At 74.7% G+C, this 20,150-nt stretch carries 1 protein-coding gene and 1 pseudogene; both read right to left on the bottom strand.

Annotated elements, in window-relative coordinates; translation table 11 throughout:
* Nucleotides 1-55: 55 nt before the first annotated feature.
* Nucleotides 56-8,512, bottom strand: a pseudogene (locus C2L59_RS06950) (SDR family NAD(P)-dependent oxidoreductase); the annotation flags it as partial.
* Between the two features lie 73 nt (nt 8,513-8,585).
* On the bottom strand, nt 8,586-20,150 hold an 11,565-nt coding region (locus tag C2L59_RS48645), incomplete at its 5' end, for a type I polyketide synthase (protein ID WP_146060277.1).

Raw genomic sequence — 20,150 nt, 5'->3', positions numbered from 1 at the left:
TGCGCCGTCAAGGTCTGGTGCACGAAACATCAGATATGACGCCGGATCATCCCGGTCACCGGCACGCGGCGGGCAGCTCCTCCACCAGCCACGCGTGGATCTGCCGGGCCGCGTCCGCCACGTCCTCCCCCGTCTTCAGGGCCAGGACGGGGACCCGCGGCGAGGCGACCGCTTCGCCGAACAGCCGCAGGTACGCCCCAACGCTCGTCAGCTCGGCGTCGGTCGCCGTCTCGGGCAGCTCGGCGAACTCCACCTCCGCCGGGTCGGCCAGCACCACGCCGGTCGCGCCGGCCGCGTCCGCCACGGCGGCGGCGAGCAGGGTCCCCGAGCCCGTCCCCAGCACGACGAACGGCTCCCCGTCCGCCTGCGCGCGGATCGCCTCGGCGGCCGTCGCGACCAGGGTGCCGAGGTCGGTGGGCGCGGGCGTCTCGCCGTCGAACCCCGGGGCGGGCAGCAGCCACGACTCGCGGACGCCGTCGAACCGCGCGGTGACGTCTTCGCACCACCGGGTCGAGCCGGTGAGGGTCCCGAGGGCGAACAGCAGCGGCCGGGACGCGCCCGTGGTCGCGCGCCGGAGCCGGGGCGTCCACGGGGACGCCGGCAGGAACTGCGCCGCCGCGCCGAGGAACGTCCGGAACTCGCCGGTGCGGCCGGTGAGCCGGGCCGTCCGGAGCAGCGTCCCCAGGGAGCCGCCCGGGCCGGCCGCGGGCAGGGTCACGTTGGCCAGGACGTGCTCGGCCAGCTCCGCGACCGTCGGGTAGTCCCAGACCAGCGCGGCGGGCAGGTCCAGGCCGGTCGCCGCGCTGATCCGGTTGCGCAGTTCGACGACGCCGAGCGAGGTGAAGCCCAAGTCGGCGAACGCGGACTCCGGCTCGACCGCAGCCACGGACGGGTGCCCGAGCGTCGCCGCGACCTCCGCCCGGACCCACTCGAGGAGCCACGCCGGCCGGTCGGCGGCCGCAACCGCCGCCAGGCGCCCGGTGATCGGCTCGGCCTCCGGCGCGTCGCCCGCTTCGGGCTCGACCGTCTCCGGCAGCACCATGTCCAGCCAGTACCGGCTGCGCTGGAACGCGTAGGTCGGCAGGTCGACGCGGGCGGCGCCCGGGAAGAACGGCGCCCAGGCGACCTCGGCGCCGTGGACGTGAGCAGTGCTCAACGCCGTGAGCAGCGCTCTCTCTTCGGAGCGGTCGCGCCGCAACGCCGGGACGGCGACGCAGCCGTCCCCGAGGGTTTCCCTGACCATCGCGCTGAGGACGCCGTCGGGACCCAGCTCCAGGAACGTCGTCACCCCCTCGGCTTCGAGGGCCCGCACGCCATCGGCGAACCGGACGGCCTCCCGCACGTGCCGCACCCAGTAGTCCGCGGTGAACGGCTCAGCGAGAGCACCGCTCACATTCGAGAGCACCGGTATCTGAGCCGGGTGAAATGTCAGCGTCTCAGCGACCGCGCGGAACTCCTCCAGCATCGGGTCCATCAGCGGCGAGTGGAACGCGTGACTGACCGTGAGCCGCTTGGTCTTCGGGAACCGGGCCGCGATCTCCAGCACCGCAGCTTCCTCGCCCGAGATGACCATCGACGCCGGGCCGTTCACCGCCGCGATCGAGACGCCGTCGGTCAGCTCGATGTCGGACTCCGGGGCGGCGATCGAGACCATCGCCCCACCGGTGGGCAGGGCTTGCATCAGCGAGGACCGGGCCGCAACCAGCCGACAGGCGTCCGAAAGGGACAGCACCTCGGCGACGTGCGCCGCCGAAATCTCGCCGATCGAATGTCCCGCCAAGAAATCCGGGCGGACACCGAACGACTCGACGAGCCGGAACAACGCCACCTCGACCGCGAACAGCGCGGGCTGCGTGAACTCCGTGCGGTTCAGCAGATCGACGTCGTCGAGAACCGCACGAAGGCCGGGGAAGTGCGCGCAGACCTCGTCGAACGCCGCGGCGTACATCGGGAACCGCTGGTACAGCGAACGACCCATGCCCACGCGCTGCGCACCTTGCCCGGTGAACAGCACCGCGAGCCGGCCGGGCCGTTCGCGGCCGGTGACGACGTTCGGTGCCGACCGGCCGTCCGCCAACGCCGAAACCCCGTTCAGCAGCTCGTCGGCGGTGGCGCCGTGGACCACCGCCCGGTGCGCGAACCGGCTCCGCGAGGAGACCAGCGACAACCCGACGTCAGCCGGGTGCTCCGTGACACCCAGCAGCTGCGCGGCCTGCGCACGCAAAGCGGCTTCACTCCGGCCGGACAACACCCAGGGCAGCACGCCGGTTCCGCTGCGGTCAGGCACGGCCGGCGGCGAGGCGGGCGCCTGTTCGAGGATCGCGTGCGCGTTCGTCCCACTGACGCCGAACGACGAGACACCGGCCCGCCGCGGCCGGTCCACCGTCCACTCGCGAGCTTCGGTCAGCAGCTCCACCGCACCGGCAGCCCAGTCCACATGCGACGATGGCGCGTCGACGTGCAACGTCGGCGGCAGCACGCCGTGCCGCATCGCCATGATCATCTTGATGACGCCCGCCACCCCGGCGGCCGCCTGCGTGTGCCCGATGTTCGACTTCAGCGACCCCAGCCACAACGGCGTCGGCCGGTCCTGCCCGTAGGTCGCCAGGATCGCCTGCGCCTCGATCGGGTCGCCCAGGGTCGTGCCGGTGCCGTGTCCCTCCACGACGTCCACTTCGGACGGCGCCAGCCCGGCCCCGGCGAGGGCGGCGCGGATCACGCGCTGCTGCGACGGCCCGTTGGGCGCGGTCAGTCCGTTCGACGCGCCGTCGGAGTTGACCGCCGTGCCGCGGACCACCGCGAGTACCGGGTGGCCGAGCCGACGGGCGTCGGAAAGTCTTTCCACAGCCAGGACTCCGGCGCCCTCGCCCCAGCCGGTGCCGTCGGCCGCGTCGGCGAACGACTTGCACCGGCCGTCGGCGGCGAGGCCGCGCTGGCGGCTGAAGTCGATGAACACACCCGGTGTCGAAAGGACGGTCACGCCACCCGCCAGCGCGAGGTCGCACTCCCCCTGCCGCAGCGACTGGCACGCCAGGTGCAGCGCCACCAGCGACGACGAACACGCCGTGTCCACGGTGATCGCCGGCCCTTCGAGGCCGAACGCGTACGCGACCCGGCCGGACACCACGCTCGCCGAGCTGCCCGTGCCCAGGAACCCTTCGACGCCTTCGGGTACGGCGAGCGGCCGGGACGCGTAGTCGGAGTACATCACGCCGGTGAAGACGCCGGTCCGGCTGCCGCGCAACGAATCCGGGTCGATGCCCGCGCGTTCCAACGCCTCCCAGGAAGTCTCCAACAGCAGGCGCTGTTGCGGGTCCATGGCGAGCGCCTCGCGGGGTGAGATGCCGAAGAACCCCGCGTCGAAGTCGGCGGCGTCGTAGAGGAACGCGCCTTCCTTGGCGTAGCTGGTGCCCGGGTGGTCCGAATCGGGGTCGTAGAGCGCGTCGAGGTCCCAGCCGCGGTCGTCCGGGAGCCCGGCGACGGCGTCGCGGCCGGCGGCGACGAGGTCCCACAGGTCCTCCGGGCTGCGGACGCCACCGGGGTAGCGGCAGCCGATGCCGACGACGACGATCGGGTCGCCGTCCACCCGCCGCTCCCGCACCACCACCGGCGCCGGCGCACCGGACACGCGCTCGACCACGTACCGGGTGAGCGCCTGCGGGGTCGGGTGGTCGAAGACGAGCGTCGCCGGCAGCCGCAGCCCGGTCTCGGCCGCGAGCCGGTTGCGCAGTTCCAACGCCGTGAGGGAGTCGAAGCCCAGTTCCTTGAACGCGCGCGAGGGTTCGACCGCGGCGCCCGAGGCGTACCCGAGCACGCCCGCGACCAGGCCACGGACGAGGTCGAGCAGCTGGCGGCCGAGGTCCTCCGCGCCGAGGTGGCCCGCGAACGACGACTCCGCGGCCTGCTTCCGGGGCGGCGGCAGCAGGCCGTGCAGCAGCGTGGGCGTCACCGGCTGGCGGCGCAGGGCCGCGAGGTCCAGCCGGACCGGCGCGAGCACGGCCCGGTCCGCGGCGACGGCCCGGTCGAACAGCGCCAGGCCGAGTCCGGTGTCCAAGGGGGTCATGCCGGCGGCCGCCATGCGGTGCCGGTCGCCGTCGGCGAGGTGCCCGGTCATCGCGCTGGCCTCGGCCCAGAGGCCCCAGGCCAGGGCGATGGCGGGCTGTCCCCGGGCACGGCGGTGCTGCGCGAGGGCGTCGAGGAACGCGTTCGCGGCGGCGTAGCCGGCCTGGCCCGCGCCGCCCATGGTGGCCGCGAAGGAGGAGAAGAGGACGAACGCGGAGAGGTCCGAGGTGAGTTCGTGCAGGTTGAGCGCCGCTTCGGCCTTGGGCCGCAGGACCGCCGCCAGCCGATCCGCGGTGAGGGACCCGAGGACGCCGTCGTCGAGCACGCCCGCCGCGTGAACGACCGCCGAAACGTGGTGCTCCGCCAGGACTTCCGCCAGCCGCGCGCGGTCGGCGACGTCGCACGCGACGGCCGTCGCGGTGGCGCCCAGCGCGGTGAGTTCACCGGCGAGGGCCGCGGGTTCGCGGCGGGACAGCAGCAGGAGACGCCGGACGCCGTGGTGGCTGACCAGGTGCCGGGCGATCAGGCCGCCGAGCAGGCCGGCCGCGCCGGTGATCAGCACCGCGCCGTCACCCCACGCCGGCGTTTTGTCCACGATGGACGCCCGCGCCAGCCGCGGGACGCGCCACTTCCCGGCACGCACCGCCAGCTGCGGTTCCCCGAGCGGCAGTTCCGCCGGGACCTCGTCGGCGTCCAGGAGCACGAACCGGCCGGGGTTCTCGGTCTGGGCCGACCGCACCAGGCCGGTCACGGCCGCGGCGGCGAGATCGGTGACGTCCTCGCCGTCGACGGAAACCGCGCCGGTGGTGTGCAGAACGAGCAGCCCGTCCGGCCCGGCGAGCCACTCCTGGAGTCGCGAAAGGACAGCCGCGGTCACCTCCTGAACCGAGCCGGCCGGAACCCGGGTCACCTCGAACTCGCTGGTCACTTCGGTGCCGGCCACCTCCGGCCACGTGACCTCGAAGAGCGCGTCGGCACGCGTGGCCTTCGGGGGCGTGCGCAGCGATAGCGAGCGCACCGCCCCGACCGGCGCGCCGGTTTCGTCGGCGAAGGTGAGCGCGACGGCGTCGGCGGACACCGGCGTCAGCGCCACCCGCAGCACGGTCGCGCCGGACGCCGTCAGGGAGACGCCGCTCCAAGCGAACGGCAGCTTCGGCCCGTCGCCGGTCCCGGTCAGCGCCCCGAACCCGGCCGCGTGCAGGGCCGCGTCCAGCAACGCCGGGTGCAGCCCGAACCGGGCCGCCTCCGCCCGCAGCGATTCGGGCAGCTCGACCTCGGCGAAGACGTCGGTGCCGCGGGTCCACACCGCGCGCAGCCCGCGGAAGGCGGGCCCGTAGTCGACGCCGGTAGCCGCCATGGCCGGGTAGAAACCGGGCAGCTCCACCGCCGAGGCCCCGGCCGGCGGCCATTCGGGAGCGGCACTTTCACGTGAAAGGGCCGCTTCGGTCAGGAGGCCGGTCGCGTGGCGGGTCCACGGGGTGAACTCGTCCGGGCGGGAATGGATCGTCAGGTCGCCGTCCTCCCCCACCGCGACCTGGATGTGCACGCCGCCCTGCGCGGGCAAGACCAGCGGCGTCTCCAGGGTCAGCTCGTCCAGGGTGCGGCGGCCGGCCTGGTCGCCGGCGCGGAGCGCGAGCTCGACGAACGCCGTGCCCGGCAGCAGGACTTCCCCGCCGACGCGGTGGTCGGCCAGCCACGGCAGGCTGTGCAGCGAGAGCTTGCCGGTCAGGACCGTTCCGCCCGAGCCCGCCAGGGCCACGACCGCGCCGAGCAGCGGGTGTTCGGCCGGGACGAGGCCGAGGCCGCCCGCGCCGGCGGTGGAGACCAGCCGCGGCCAGTAGCGTTCGTGCTGGAACGCGTAGGTGGGCAGTTCGGTGCGGCGGGCGCCGGGAAAGGCGTCGTCCCATCGGACGTCGACGCCGTGCACCCAGGCTTCGGCCAGGGAGGTGTGGAACCGGGCTAGCCCGCCGTCGTCGCGGCGCAGGGAACCGAGCGCGGTCACGTCGTCGCCGCCGATCGCCATGGTCAGCACGGGGTGCGGCGAGGCTTCGACGAAGGTCCGGAAGCCCTGGGCGGCCAATGTGGACACGGCGGTGTCGAGCCGGACCGGACGGCGGAGGTTGGTGTACCAGTACCCGGCATCGAGCTCGGTGCCGTCGATCCACGCGCCGGTGACCGTCGAGAAGAAGCCCGTTGTGGTTGTCCGCGGCCGGATCGGCGCCAGGACGTCGAGGAGGCGGTCACGGATGCGTTCGACCTGCGGTGAGTGCGAGGCGTAGTCCACCGGGACCCGCTTCGCCCGGACATCGGTGCAGGCGGCCAGCAGTTCGTCGAGCGCGTCCGGTGTCCCGGAGACCACGACCGCGGCCGGGCCGTTGATCGCGGCGAGCGAGAGCCGCTCGCCCCAGGGCGCGATCCGGGCCGCCACGGCGTCGGCGGACTCGGCGATCGAGACCATGCCGCCGTCGCCCGCGAGTGCGAGGATGGCCTGGCTGCGCAACGCGGCCACGCGAGCGCCGTCCTCGAGCGACAGTGCACCCGAGACGACAGCGGCGGCGATCTCCCCCTGCGAGTGCCCGACGACCGCGGCGGGTTCGACGCCGTAGGAGCGCCAGAGTTCCGCCAGCGACACCATCACCGCGAACAACGCGGGCTGCACGACGTCGACGCGCTCCAGCAACGCCGTATCGCGGATGACCTCGGTGAGCGACCAGTCCACAAAGGATGACAACGCGGCCGCGCAGTCGGCCATCCGCGCGGCGAACACGGGCGACTCGGCCAGGAGGTCCACAGCCATCCCGGCCCACTGGGAACCCTGGCCGGGGAACACCATCGCCACCTTGCCCGCGACGGCCGTCCCCTTGACGACGACGGGAGCCGGGCGATCTCCGGCCAGCGCCGCGAGCCCGGCCAGGAGATCATCGCGGTCGCCGACGACGACCGCACGGTGGTCGAACGCGGACCGGGTCGTGGCCAGGGACAGTCCGATGTCGCCGACCGGCGCGGTGACGCCGGCCAGCGCGGCGGCCTGAGCGCGAAGGGCTTCGGGCGACCGGGCCGACAACACCCACGGCACGACCCGGCCGGGTTCGTCGGGGCCGGCGGCCGGCGCGTCCTCGGCCGGCGCCTCCTCCAGGATCGTGTGCACGTTCGTGCCGCTCATGCCGAACGCCGACACAGCCGCTCGGCGCGGCCGGTCCGCCGTCCACTCGCGACGCTCGGTGAGCAGCGCCACGGCCCCCGCCGACCAGTTCACCCGCGACGACGGTTCGCCGACGTGCAGGGTCGGCGGCAGGACACCGTGCCGCATGGCCTGGACCATCTTGATCACTCCGGCCACGCCCGCCGCGGCCTGGGTGTGGCCGATGTTCGACTTCACCGAGCCCAGCCACAGCGGCGTCTCCCGCTCCTGGCCGTAGGTCGCCAGCAGCGCCTGGGCCTCGATCGGGTCACCCAGGGTCGTCCCGGTGCCGTGCGCCTCGACCGCGTCGACGTCCGAAGCAGACAGACCGGCGTCGGCCAGCGCGGCCCGGATCACCCGTTGCTGCGAGGGACCGTTCGGTGCGGTCAGGCCGTTCGACGCGCCGTCGGAGTTCACCGCGGAACCGCGGACGAGGGCCAGGACCGGGTGGCCGTGGCGGCGCGCGTCGGACAGCCGCTCCACCACGACCATGCCGCTGCCCTCGCCCCACGAAGTGCCGTCGGCGGCATCGGCGAACGCCTTGCAGCGGCCGTCCGGGGCCAGGCCGCGCAGCCGGCTGAACGCGATGAACGACCCGGGCGTCGGCAGCACGGTCACCCCGCCGGCCAGCGCGAGGTCGCACTCCCCCTGCCGCAGTGCCTGCACCGCCAGGTGCAGCGCGACCAGCGACGAAGAACACGCCGTGTCGACGGTGAGCGTCGGTCCCTCGAAGCCGAACGCGTACGCGACCCGTCCGGAAAGGACACTCGCCGCGTTGCTCGTCGCCAGGTGTCCTTCCAGGGCTTCGGCGGAGCCGAGCATGAGGGTGCCGTAGTCCTGGCCGTTGGAGCCGACGAAGACGCCCGTCCGGCTGCCCTTCAGCGACGGCGGCCGGATCCCGGCGTGCTCCAGGGCTTCCCACGACGTCTCCAGCAGCAGCCGCTGCTGCGGGTCCATCGCGAGCGCCTCGCGGGGCGAGATCCCGAAGAACCCGGCGTCGAACTCCGCTACACCGTCGAGGAAGCCGCCCTCGCGCACGTACGACGTCCCCGGCGTTCCGGGGTCCGGGTCGTAGAGGGAGCCGAGCTCCCAGCCGCGGTCGCCGGGGAACCCGGAGATCGCGTCCCGGCCGCCCTCGACCAGGTCCCACAGCTGCGCCGGGGTGCGGACGCCGCCCGGGAACCGGCAGCCGAGGCCGACGATCGCGACCGGCTCGGTGGTTTGCGCCTCCTGGAGCCGGCGGCGGGTGTCCTGCAGATCGGCCGTGACCCGCTTGAGGAAGTAGCGGAGCTTTTCCTCGTTGTCCATTCGTGTTCACTCCATGCAGTCGCGGGACGCCGGATCAGGAGATGCCGAACTCTTTGCCGAGGAGGTCGAACATCTCCTCGTCGCTGGCGGAATCGAGGCTCGGGGCGGCCGGTTCGCCCGCCCAGCCCGCGGTGAGCAGCCGCAGCTGTTCCGCGACGCGGGCCCGGTCGGCCGCACCGAGCGTGGCGCCGGCCCGGCCGAGCCGGTCGAGCAGGTCGTCGACCCCGGGCCCGTCCGCCCGCAGTTCCGCGGTCAGGTAGCGGGCCAACGCCGACGGCGACGGGTGGTCGAAGACCAGCGTGGCGGGCAGGTTCAGCCCGGTGACCCGGTCCAGGCGGTTGCGGAGCTCGACCGCGGTCAGCGACGTGAAGCCGGTTTCGCTGAACGCCCGGTCCGGGGCGACGTCCGCCGCCCGGCCGTGGCCGAGCACCGCCGCGACGTGCTCGCGGACGACGCCGAGCACGAGGTCGCCGGCGTCGGCCGCGGACAGCCCGGCCAGGCGGTCGCCGAGGCCGGCGGCCGGTTCGGCGACCGGCGCCGCCGGGGCCAGCTCGGCGTAGACGGGCCGGGCCGCGGGGTAGGTGTCCCAGTCGATGTCGGCGATGACCTGCGACCGCGTGATCCGGCCGAGGGCCGCCGCGGCCTCCGCCGCGGGCAGCGGGGTGACCCCGGCGCGCCGCATCCGGTCCGCGTTCCCGGCCGCCATGCCGTCACCCGCCCAGGGACCCCAGGCGATCGAGACGGCCGCGCGGCCCGACGCGCGACGGCGCTGGGCGAGCGCGTCCAGCTCGGCGTTGGCGGCCGCGTAGTTCGCCTGTCCCGCGGCGCCGACCGCGCCGGCGAGCGAGGAGAACAGCACGAAGGCGTCGAGGTCGCCGGTCAGTTCGTCGAGGATCCGGGCGCCGGTCACCTTGGCCCGCAGGACCCCGGCGAACCGGTCGCCGGTGAGCGTGTCGACGACGCCGTCGTCGAGGACGCCTGCCGCGTGCACCACCGCCGACACGGGGTGTTCGGCCAGCAGGGCCGCGACGGCGTCTCGGTCGGCGACGTCGCAGGCGACGACCGTCACGCGGTCGTCCGGCGCTTCGCCACCACGACGGCTCGCCACGACGACGTGCCCGGCGCCGTGGTCCAGGAGCCAGCGGGTGACGTGCCCGCCGAGAGCCCCGGTGCCGCCGGTGACCAGTACCGTGCCGCGCGGCGTCCACTGTGGACCGCTGCGGTGGTCGCGCACGAGGCGGCGGGCGAAGACGCCGGTGGGGCGGACGGCGACCTCGTCCTCGCCGCCGGCGGCGAGGACCGCGCAGAGCCGCTTGCCGTCTTCGCCGGTCAGGGTGCCCGGCAGGTCGGCCAGGCCGCCCCAGCGGTTCGGGTGTTCCATCGCGGCCGTCCGGCCGAAGCCCCAGAACTGGGCCTGGGCCGGGTCGGCGACGGGCTCGCTGTCCGCCGTCGCGACCGCGCCGCGGGTGGCGCACCACAGCGGTGCCGTGACACCCGCGTCGCCGAGACCCTGGACCAGGGCGAGGGTCTGCGGGAGCCCGGCGGCCACGGCCGACCCCGGGGTGCCGGCGGCGAAAGCCAGCAGCGACAGCGCACCGACCGGCGTCGAGGCTTCTTCGGCCAGCTTGGCCTCGACCAGCTTCGCGACCGTGATGCGGTCGGCGTCCTCGGGTACCCGGACGACCAGGGGCCGCGCGCCGGATGTCGCGAAGGCGCCGGCCACCGCTGTCGCGGCGGACGGGTCGTCGAGGGTTTCCGGCAGGACGAACAGCCAGTCGCCGGCCACCGCGGCGGGTTCTTCGCGCAGCTTGCGCCAGACGACGCGGTAGCGCCAGGAGTCGCCGGTCGCCCGGGTTTCCCGCCGCCAGCCGGACAGGGCCGGGAGGGCGGCGGCGACGGCGGCCCGCTGGTCGTCGTCCAGGCCGAGCAGCGCGTCGAGTGAGTCCAGGTCCGCGCCCGCCACGGCCTTCCAGAACTCGGCGTCCACTTCGGACACGGGAGCGGCGGGAGCGGGCTCGGGCCAGAACCGCCGCCGCCGGAAGGGGTAGGTGGGCAGGTCGGCCGGCGGGGCCGCCGGGAAGAACGCGGCCCAGTCGACGTCGATACCGCGGGCGTGAACAGTGCTCAACGCTGTGAGCAGTGCTCTCTCTTCGGAGCGGTCGCGCCGCAACGCCGGGACCGCCGTGCCGCCGACCATCGCGCTGAGCACCGCGTCGGGCCCCAGCTCCAGGAACGTCGTCACCCCCTCGGCTTCGAGGGCCCGCACGCCATCGGCGAACCGGACGGCCTCCCGCACGTGCCGCACCCAGTAGTCCGCGGTGAACGGCTCAGCGAGAGCACCGCTCACATTCGAGAACACCGGTATCTGAGCCGGGTGAAATGTCAGCGTCTCAGCGATCTTACGGAACTCGTCGAGCATCGGGTCCATCAGCGGCGAGTGGAACGCGTGACTGACCGTGAGCCGCTTGGTCTTCACGCCGCGCTCGGCGAACTCCGCGGCGATGGCCAGGACGGCGGCCTCGTCGCCGGAGATCACCACCGACTCCGGGCCGTTCACCGCCGCGATCGAGACTCCCTCGGTCAGGGTGACGGCGGACTCGGGGGCCGCGATGGAGACCATCGCGCCTCCGGCGGGCAGCGCCTGCATGAGCGACGCCCGGGCGGCGACCAGCGTGCAGGCGTCGGGCAGGGTCAGCACCCCGGCGACGTGCGCGGCGACGAGCTCGCCGATCGAGTGCCCGGCGACGAAGTCCGGGCGGACACCCCAGGCCGTCACCAGCCGGTGGAGGGCGACCTCGAGCGCGAACAGCGCGGGCTGGGTGTAGCCGGTGCGGTCGAGGCGGTCGCCGCCGTCGAAGACGATCTCGCGCAGGGACGCGTCGAGCAGGCCGTCGAACTCGGCGCACACGGCGTCGAAGGCGTCGGCGTACACCGGGAACCGGTCGTACAGCTCGCGGCCCATCCCGGCGCGCTGGGCGCCCTGGCCGGTGAACAGCACGGCCAGCCGGCCGCCGGGGACGGCGGTGCCGCGCACGGCGTGGTCCAGCTTCGCGAGCCCGGCCAGGAGCTGGTCGCGGTCCCCGAGGACGACGGCCCGGTGTTCCAGGGCCGCCCGGCCGGTCGCCAGGGTGCGGCCGACCTCGGCCACCGGAGCGTCCTCGCCGATCGCGGCGCGGAGACGCCGGGCCTGCTCGTGCAGGGCCTGCTCGTCCTTCGCCGACAGCGGCCAGAGGGTGAGTCCCGGCTGCGCCGGGGACGCCGGTGCCGGCTCGCCGGCCTCGAGGACCAGGTGGGCGTTGGTGCCGCTGACACCGAACGCCGACACCCCGGCGCGGCGGGCGCGTCCGGTTTCCGGCCACGGCGTCGCTTCGGTGAGCAGCTCCACGGATCCCGCCGACCAGTCCACCTGGGACGAAGGGGCGTCGACGTGCAGGGTCCGCGGGAGGACACCGTGGTGCATGGCCATGACCATCTTGATGACCCCGGCGATGCCCGCGGCGGCCTGGGTGTGGCCGATGTTGGACTTCACCGAACCGAGCCACAACGGCGTTCCGCGTTCCTGGCCATAAGTCGCCAGCAGCGCCTGGGCTTCGATGGGGTCGCCCAGTTTCGTCCCGGTGCCGTGCGCCTCGACCGCGTCGACGTCCGAAGTGGACAGCCCGGCGTCGGCCAGGGCCGCCCGGATCACCCGTTGCTGGGAGGGACCGTTGGGCGCGGTCAGGCCGTTGGAAGCACCGTCGGAGTTCACCGCCGAACCGCGCAGGACGGCGAGGACCCGGTGGCCGTGGCGGCGGGCGTCGGACAGTCGTTCCAAGAGGACCAGACCGGCGCCTTCGCCCCAGCCCGTGCCGTCCGCCGCCTCGGCGAACGCCTTGCACCGGCCGTCGGAGGCCAGGCCGCGCTGGCGGCTGAACTCCACGAACGTCGCCGGTGTGGCCATCACGGTCGCGCCGCCGGCCAGCGCGAGATCGCATTCGCCGCGGCGCAGCGCCTGCGCGGCCAGGTGGAGGGCGACCAGCGACGACGAGCACGCGGTGTCGACGGTGAGCGCGGGCCCTTCGAGGCCGAACGCGTACGCCAGGCGGCCGGACACGACCGCGGCGGCGTTGCCGGTGCCGATGAAGCCGCCGACCTCCTCGCCGGCCGCGCCGAGCAGGCCCGCGTAGTCCTGGCCGTTGGTGCCGGCGAACACGCCGGTGCGGCTGCCGCGTACCGACTGCGGGTCGATCCCGGCCCGCTCGAACACCTCCCACGTGATCTCCAGCAGCAGCCGCTGCTGCGGGTCCATGGCCAGGGCTTCGCGCGGCGAAATGCCGAAGAAGGCCGCGTCGAACTCCGTTGCGGCGTCGAGGAAACCGCCGTCGCGGACGTAGCTGTGGCCGCTCTTGCCCGGATCCGGGTCGTAGAGTGCGCCGAGGTCCCAGCCACGGTCCTCGGGCAGGCCGGTCATCGCGTCGACGCCGTCCGCGACGAGCCGCCAGAGGTCCTCCGGCGTGGCGACCGAGCCGGGGAACCGGCAGCCCATGGCGACGAGCGCGATCGGCTCGTCCTCCCGGGTACGCGCCGGGCCGGCGGCGGCCGGTTCCGGCTGCCGGCCGAGCAGTTCGCGGTGCAGGTGCCGGGCCAGCGCGGCCGGGGTCGGGTGGTCGAACACCAGAGTCGCGGGCAGGCTCAGCCCGGTCGCCGCGTCGAGGCGGTTGCGCAGCTCGACCGCGGTCAGCGAGGTGAACCCGCTGTCGCTGAACGCGCGCCCGGCATCGACCGCGTTCGCGTCGGAGTAGCCGAGCACGGCGGCGACGTGCGTCCGGGTCAGGTCGAGCACCTTCCGGGCGGCGTCCTCTTCGGACAGTCCGGTCAGGAATCCCGCGGGTTCGGTGGCTTCCGGGCTTTCGAGCGGCTCCGCGAATTCCGTGAACAGCGGCCGGGGCCGGACGGCCCGCAGCGCGGGGAGGTAGACGTCCCAGTCGAGGTCGGCGACCACGGCCACCGGCGCGCCGGCCGCGGCTTCGAGGGCGAGGGCGTCGAGCGCGAGGCCGGGTTCGAGGGCGCCGACGCCCGCGGCCCGCAGCCGTCGCCGCGTTTCGGCGTCGCCCGCGGCCATCCCGTCGCCGGCCCACGGGCCCCAGGCGATCGAGACGGCGGGCAGCCCGGCGGCGTGCCGCTGCTGGGCGAGGGCGTCCAGGTGGGCGTTGGCGGCGGCGTAACTGCCCTGGCCGGCCGCGCCGAACGCGCCGGCCACGGACGAGAACAGGACGAACGCGTCGAGGTCCGAGGTGAGCGCGGACAGGTTCTCGGCCGCGGTCGCCTTCGCGCTCAGCACGGCGTCGAAGCGTTCCGGCGTCAGGGATTCGATGACGCCGTCGTCCAGGACGCCCGCCGTGTGCACCACCGCGCGGACGTCGCCGGGGATGGCCGCGGCCAGGGCGTCGCGGTCGGCGGCGTCGCAGGCCACGATCGAGACCGCGCAGCCGAGTTCGGTGAGTTCGCGTTCGAGGTCCGCCGCGCCGGGCGCCGCCGGTCCGCGCCGGCTGAGCAGCACCAGCCGGTCCGCACCGCCCGCGGCCAGCCGGCGAGCGACCTGAGCGCCGAGCGCGCCGGTGCCGCCGGTGATCAGCACGGTCCCCCGCGGCCGCCAGGCCGGGCCGGGGGTTCCCGGGCGGCGTTCCAGCCGGCGCGCGAAGACGCCGGAGGGCCGGAGCGCGACCTCGTCTTCGGTGCCGGCGAGCACGGCGGCGAGGCGGGCGCGGCCGCGGTCGTCCAGCTCGGCGGGCAGGTCGATCAGGCCGCCCCAGCGCTGGGGGTACTCCATGGCCGCGGTGCGGCCGAGGCCCCAGACCTGGGCCTGGACCGGCGCTTCGACGCGGTCCGCGCGGCCGGCCGCGACCGCGCCGCGGGTGAAGCACCACAGCCGTCCGCCGGCCCCCAGGTCGCCGAGGGCCTGCAGCAGGGTGGCCGTGCCCGCCGCGACCTCGCGTCCGCCGTCGGCCAGGGCCAGCAGCGAAAGCACACCGTCCACTCCGGACCCGTTCAGGGCGGTGCGGAGGCGCTCGGCGAACTCCGCGCGCGGCAGCAGCGGATCGATCCGCACCGGGGTGATCCGCGCGCCGCGTTCGAGGACCGTCTGCGCGACCCCCGCCACGACACCGGGTTCGCCCGCTTCCGGCACGATCAGCAGCCAGTGCCCGGTGAGGGCGGCCGCCTCCGCCGGCACCGGCCGCCAGGTGGGGCCGTAACGCCAGGAGTCCACTGTGGATTCCTGGGTGCGGCGCCGGTACCAGGCCGACAGCGCCGGGGCGACCGCCTCGGCGACGGCCTCGTCCAGTTCGAGTTCGGCGGCCAGCCGGCCGCTGCGCACCACGTCCCAGAACCCCGAGTCGCCCCCGGGCGCCGCGCCGGGTTCCGGGGCGAGCCAGTAGTTCCGGTGCCGGAAGGCGTAGGTGGGCAGGTCGACGCGGCGGCCGCCGTCGAGGAACGAGGTCCAGTCGACCGGAACGCCGTGGACGTGAGCGGTGCTCAACGCCGTGAGCAATGCGCTCTCTTCGGAGCGGTCGCGGCGCAGGGCCGGGATGGCGATGCCGGGCACCATCGGGCTGAGGACGCCGTCCGGCCCGAGCTCCAGGAACACGTCGGCGCCGGCGGCCTGCAGCGTCGCCACGCCGTCGGCGAACCGGACGGTCTCCCGCACGTGCCGCACCCAGTAGCCGGCGGTGAACGGCTCGGCCAGAGCACCGCTCACATTCGACAGCACCGGTATCTGAGCCGGGTGATATGTCAGTGTCTCGGCGACCGCGCGGAACTCGTCGAGCATCGGATCCATCAGCGGCGAATGGAACGCGTGACTTACCGCGAGGCGCTTGGTTTTCGGGAACTTCGCCGCGATCGCCAGGACCGCGGCCTCCTCGCCGGAAAGCACGACCGACTCCGGGCCGTTCACCGCCGCGATCGAGACGCCCTCAGTCAGCTCGACGGCCGACTCCGGAGCGGCGATCGACACCATCGCGCCACCCGGCGGGAGGGCCTGCATCAGCGAGGCACGGGCGGCCACCAGGCGGCAAGCGTCCTCAAGGGACAGCACCCCGGCCACGTGCGCCGCCGAGATCTCCCCGATCGAATGCCCGGCCACGAAGTCCGGACGGACACCGAACGACTCGACCAGTCGGAACAGGGCGACCTCGACCGCGAACAACGCCGGTTGCGTGACGCCGGTGTCGTCCAGGGACCCGGTTCCGCCGAGGATCGTCTCGCCGAGCCCCGGGAATTGCGCGCACACCGCGTCGAACGCCGAGGCGTACACCGGGAACCGTTCGTAGAGCTCGCGTCCCATGCCCGGCCGCTGCGCGCCCTGGCCGGTGAACAACACCGCCAGCCGGCGATCCGGCCGCGCGACCCCGGTGACCGGCGGGTTCTCCAGCGCGGCCAGGAGTTCCTCGCGGTCACGGCCGACCACGACGAGCCGGTGTTCGAGCGCGGCCCGCCCGGCCAGGGAGTGGCCGACGTCGACCGGCGTCAGGTCCGGCCGGGCGTCGACGTGCGCGCGGAGGCGTTCGGCCTGCGCGGTGAGCGCCTCGGCGTCCCGCGCGGACAGCAGCCACGGAACGCTGCCGGGCTGTGCCGCGCGCTCCGGCTCGGCAGGCGCGGGCGGGGCCTGCTCGATGATCGTGTGGGCGTTCGTGCCGGAGATGCCGAACGAGGAGATCCCGGCGCGCCGCGGCCGTCCGGTCCCGGGCCAGCGCCGGGCCTCGGTGAGCAGCTCGATCGCGCCGGACTCCCAGTCGACGCGCGATGAAGGCGCGTCGACGTGCAGCGTCTTGGGCAGGACGCCGTGCCGCAGCGCCATCACGACCTTGATGACGCCGGCTACGCCCGCCGCCGCCTGCGTGTGGCCGATGTTCGACTTGAGCGAGCCGAGCCAGAGCGGCTCCTCGCGGTCCTGCCCGTAGGTGTCGAGGAGGGCCTGCGCCTCGATCGGGTCGCCGAGGGTGGTGCCGGTGCCGTGCGCCTCGACGGCGTCCACATCGGACGGTGCCAGGCCCGCACCGGCCAGCGCGGCCCGGATGACCCGTTGCTGCGCGGGGCCGTTCGGGGCGGTCAGGCCATTGGACGCGCCGTCGGAGTTGACCGCGGAACCCCGCACCACGGCGAGGACTTCGTGGCCGTGGCGGCGGGCGTCGGACAACCGTTCCAACAGGACCAGACCGGCGCCTTCGCCCCAGCCGGTGCCGTCGGCGGCCTCCGCGAACGCCTTGCAGCGGCCGTCCGAGGCGAGGCCGCCCTGCCGGTCGAACTCGACGAACATGCCGGGCTGCGCCATCACCGCGACGCCGCCCGCGAGGGCCAGGTCGCACTCGCCGCGGCGCAGCGCCTGGACCGCCCAGTGCAGCGCGACCAGCGACGACGAGCACGCCGTGTCGACGCTGACGGCCGGGCCTTCGAAGCCGAAGGTGTAGGAGACGCGGCCGGAGACGACGCTGGTCGCGTTGCCGGTCAGCAGGTGCCCTTCGACGCCGGGGGCGACCTCGGCGACGCCGCTGCCGTACGCCTGGTGCGCGGCGCCGACGAAGACGCCGGTGCTGCTGCCGCGCAGCGAACGCGGGTCGATCCCGGCGCGCTCCAGCGCCTCCCAGGAGATTTCCAGCAGCAGCCGCTGCTGCGGGTCCATGGCCAGGGCTTCGTGCGGGGAGATGCCGAAGAACTCGGCGTCGAAGCCGCCGGCGTCGTGCACGAACCCGCCCTCGGCGGCGCCCAGGGCGGCGAGGTCCCAGCCGCGGCCGGAGGGCAGCGGCGTGAGGGCGTCGCGGCCGGTCTCGACCAGGCGCCACAGCTCCTCCGGCGACGTCACGTCACCCGGGTAGCGGCAGCTCATCGCGACGATGGCGACCGGGTCGTCGTCGACGGTGGTGGTGACCGCCGCCGTCGTCGCGGGTCCGGTGTCGCCGGCCAGTCCGGCCTGCAGGAGCGCGGCCAGTGCGTGCGGGTTCGGGTGGTCGAAGATGACCGTCGCGGGCAGCCGCAGGCCGGTCACCGCGGTGAGCCGGTTGCGCAGCTCAACGGCGGTCAGGGAGTCGAAACCCAGGTCCTTGAACGCTTTCTGCGGCTCGACGGCGTCGGCGCCGTCGTGGCCGAGGACCGCGGCGACGTGCGTGCGGACGAGGTCGAGCAGGAACCGGCGGACGTCGTCGCCGCTGAGGCCGGCCAGCCGGGCGGCGAGCCCGTCGGTGCCCGCCGCCGGCCCGACGGCGCGGCGGGTGCGCACGCGGACCAGGCCGTGCCACAGCGCGGGCAGGTGCTCGGCCTGGGCCCGCAGCGCGCCGAGGTCGACGCGGACCGGGACCACGCACCCGGCGCCGGCGACCAGGGCGGCGTCGAAGAGCGCGAGGGCTTCGGCGGTGCCGAGGGCGCCGATGCCGGACCGCGCGATCCGGGACAGGTCCTCGTCGTCGAGCGTGCCGGTCATCCCGCTGGCCTCGGCCCACTGGCCCCAGGCCAGGGAGACGCCGGGCAGGCCCTCGGCCCGGCGGCGGGTGGCGAGCGCGTCGAGGGCGGCGTTGGCGGCGGCGTAGTTGGCCTGGCCGGCGGCACCGGCCACGCCGGCGAGCGAGGAGTACAGCGCGAACCAGGCGAGGTCGCGGTCGCGGGTCAGCTCGTGCAGGTTCAGCGCGGCGTCGACCTTCGGCCCGACGACCGCGTCGAGCCGGTCGGGGGTGAGCGAGCCGAGGACGCCGTCGTCGAGCACGCCCGCGGTGTGCACGACTCCGGTGAGGTCGACCGGGGCGAGCAGCGTCTCGAGGGCCGCGCGGTCGGTGACATCGCAGCTCTCGACGCGGACGTCGGCGCCGCTCGCCGTCAGGTCGGCGACCAGTTCGGCCGCGCCCGGGGCGGCGAGGCCGCGTCGGCTGACCAGCAGGAGGTTCCGGACGCCGTGGGTGGTCACCAGGTGGCGGGCCAGCAGGCCGCCGAGCGTGCCGGTACCGCCGGTGACGAGGACGGTGCCGTCCGGATCGGGCTTCCGCGGCAGGGTCATGACGTTCTTGCCGACGTGCTTGGCCTGGCTGATGAACCGGAAGGCGTCGGGCGCGCGGACGACGTCCCAGACCCGGGTCGGCAGGGTCTGCAGCTGCTCTTCGGCGAACAGGGCCAGGAGGGCGCGGAGGATCTCCTGGATCCGGTCGGGGCCGGGGTCGCCGAGGTCGAACGGGAGGTAGGTGACGCCTTCGGGGGCGCGCAGGTCGGTCTTGCCCATTTCGAGGAACCGGCCGCCGGGGTTGAGGAGGCCGAGGGAGGCGTCGACGAAGGGGCCGGTCAGGGAGTTCAGGACGACGTCGACGTGGCCGAACCGCTTCGCGAACTCGAGGTCCCGCGAGGAGGCGATGTGGGCGACGCCGAGGGCGCGGACGGCGTCCTGCTTTGCCGGGCTCGCCGTGGCGAAGACCTCGGCGTTCTTCCAGCGGGCGAGCTGCACGGCGGCCATGCCGACGCCGCCGGCGGCCGCGTGGACGAGCACGGACTGGCCGGCTTCGAGGCCGCCGAGGTCGAACAGGGCGTAGTAGGCGGTGACGAAGGCGACGGGCACGGCGGCGGCCCGGGCGAAGGTCCAGCCGGCCGGCACCTTGGCGAGCAGGCGGGCGTCGGTCACGGCGGTCGGGGCGAAGGCGCCGGTGAACAGGCCGAAGACGTGGTCACCGACGGCGAGGCCCCGCACGTCGGGGGCCACTTCGGTGACGACCCCGGCGGCTTCGGACCCGAGCACGGCAGCCGGGTCGGGGTACATGCCGAGGGCGATGAGGACGTCCCGGAAGTTGACGCCGGCCGCGCGCACGGCGACCCGGACCTGGCCTTCCCCGAGTGGTTGCGGGGCGTGCGGCCGGAGGGTGAGGCCGTCGAGGGTGCCGCCGGTGGTGGTCAGCCGCCAGTGCTCCTCCGGGAGGGCGAGGGCACCGGTGTGGGCGCGGACGAGCCGCGGGGCGGTGAAGACGCCTTCGCGGACGGCGATCTCGGGTTCGGCGGGGAGGGTGGCGAGGTCGGGGCACGGGCTGTGGTCGAGATCGAGGAGCTGGAACCGGCCGGGGTGTTCGGTCTGGGCGGAGCGAACGAGCCCGTGCACGGCGCCTGCGGCGGGATCGGTGCCGGCGTCACGGGTGACGACGACGAGCCGCCCGGGCCGGTCGGCGGCGAGCCAGGACTGGAGCAGGGCGAGGGTGCGGTGGGTGGCGGTCCGGACGTCCTGGCCGGCGATGGGTGCGTAGACGAGGGAGGCGTCGGTGTCCGGATCGGCCACTTCGGGGAGGGCGAGGGGGAAGGGGCTGGGGGTCAGAACGACGGCGTCGGTCCGGGGGCCGGCGGGGATGGTCTTGTGGTCGAGGCGGAAGAGGGAGCCGTTCCGGGTGACGGTGGTGGTGCCGGAGATCGGGCGCAGGACGAGGGAATCGACGGAGGCCACGGGGCCGCCGTCTTGGTCGTGCACGGCGACGGTGATCGAGTTGTCACCGGCAGGGGCGAGGTGGACGCGGAGGGCGGTGGCGCCGGTGGCGTGGAGGGAGACGCCGCTCCAGGAGAACGGCATGCCGCCGGCCGGAGCCGGGTTTGCGCCGGCGGGGGTGGC

The organism is Amycolatopsis sp. CA-128772, assembly GCF_002904295.1.
In the GTDB taxonomy this organism is placed as follows: Bacteria; Actinomycetota; Actinomycetes; order Mycobacteriales; family Pseudonocardiaceae; genus Amycolatopsis.
This window is presented reverse-complemented; position numbering and strand designations above follow the sequence as displayed.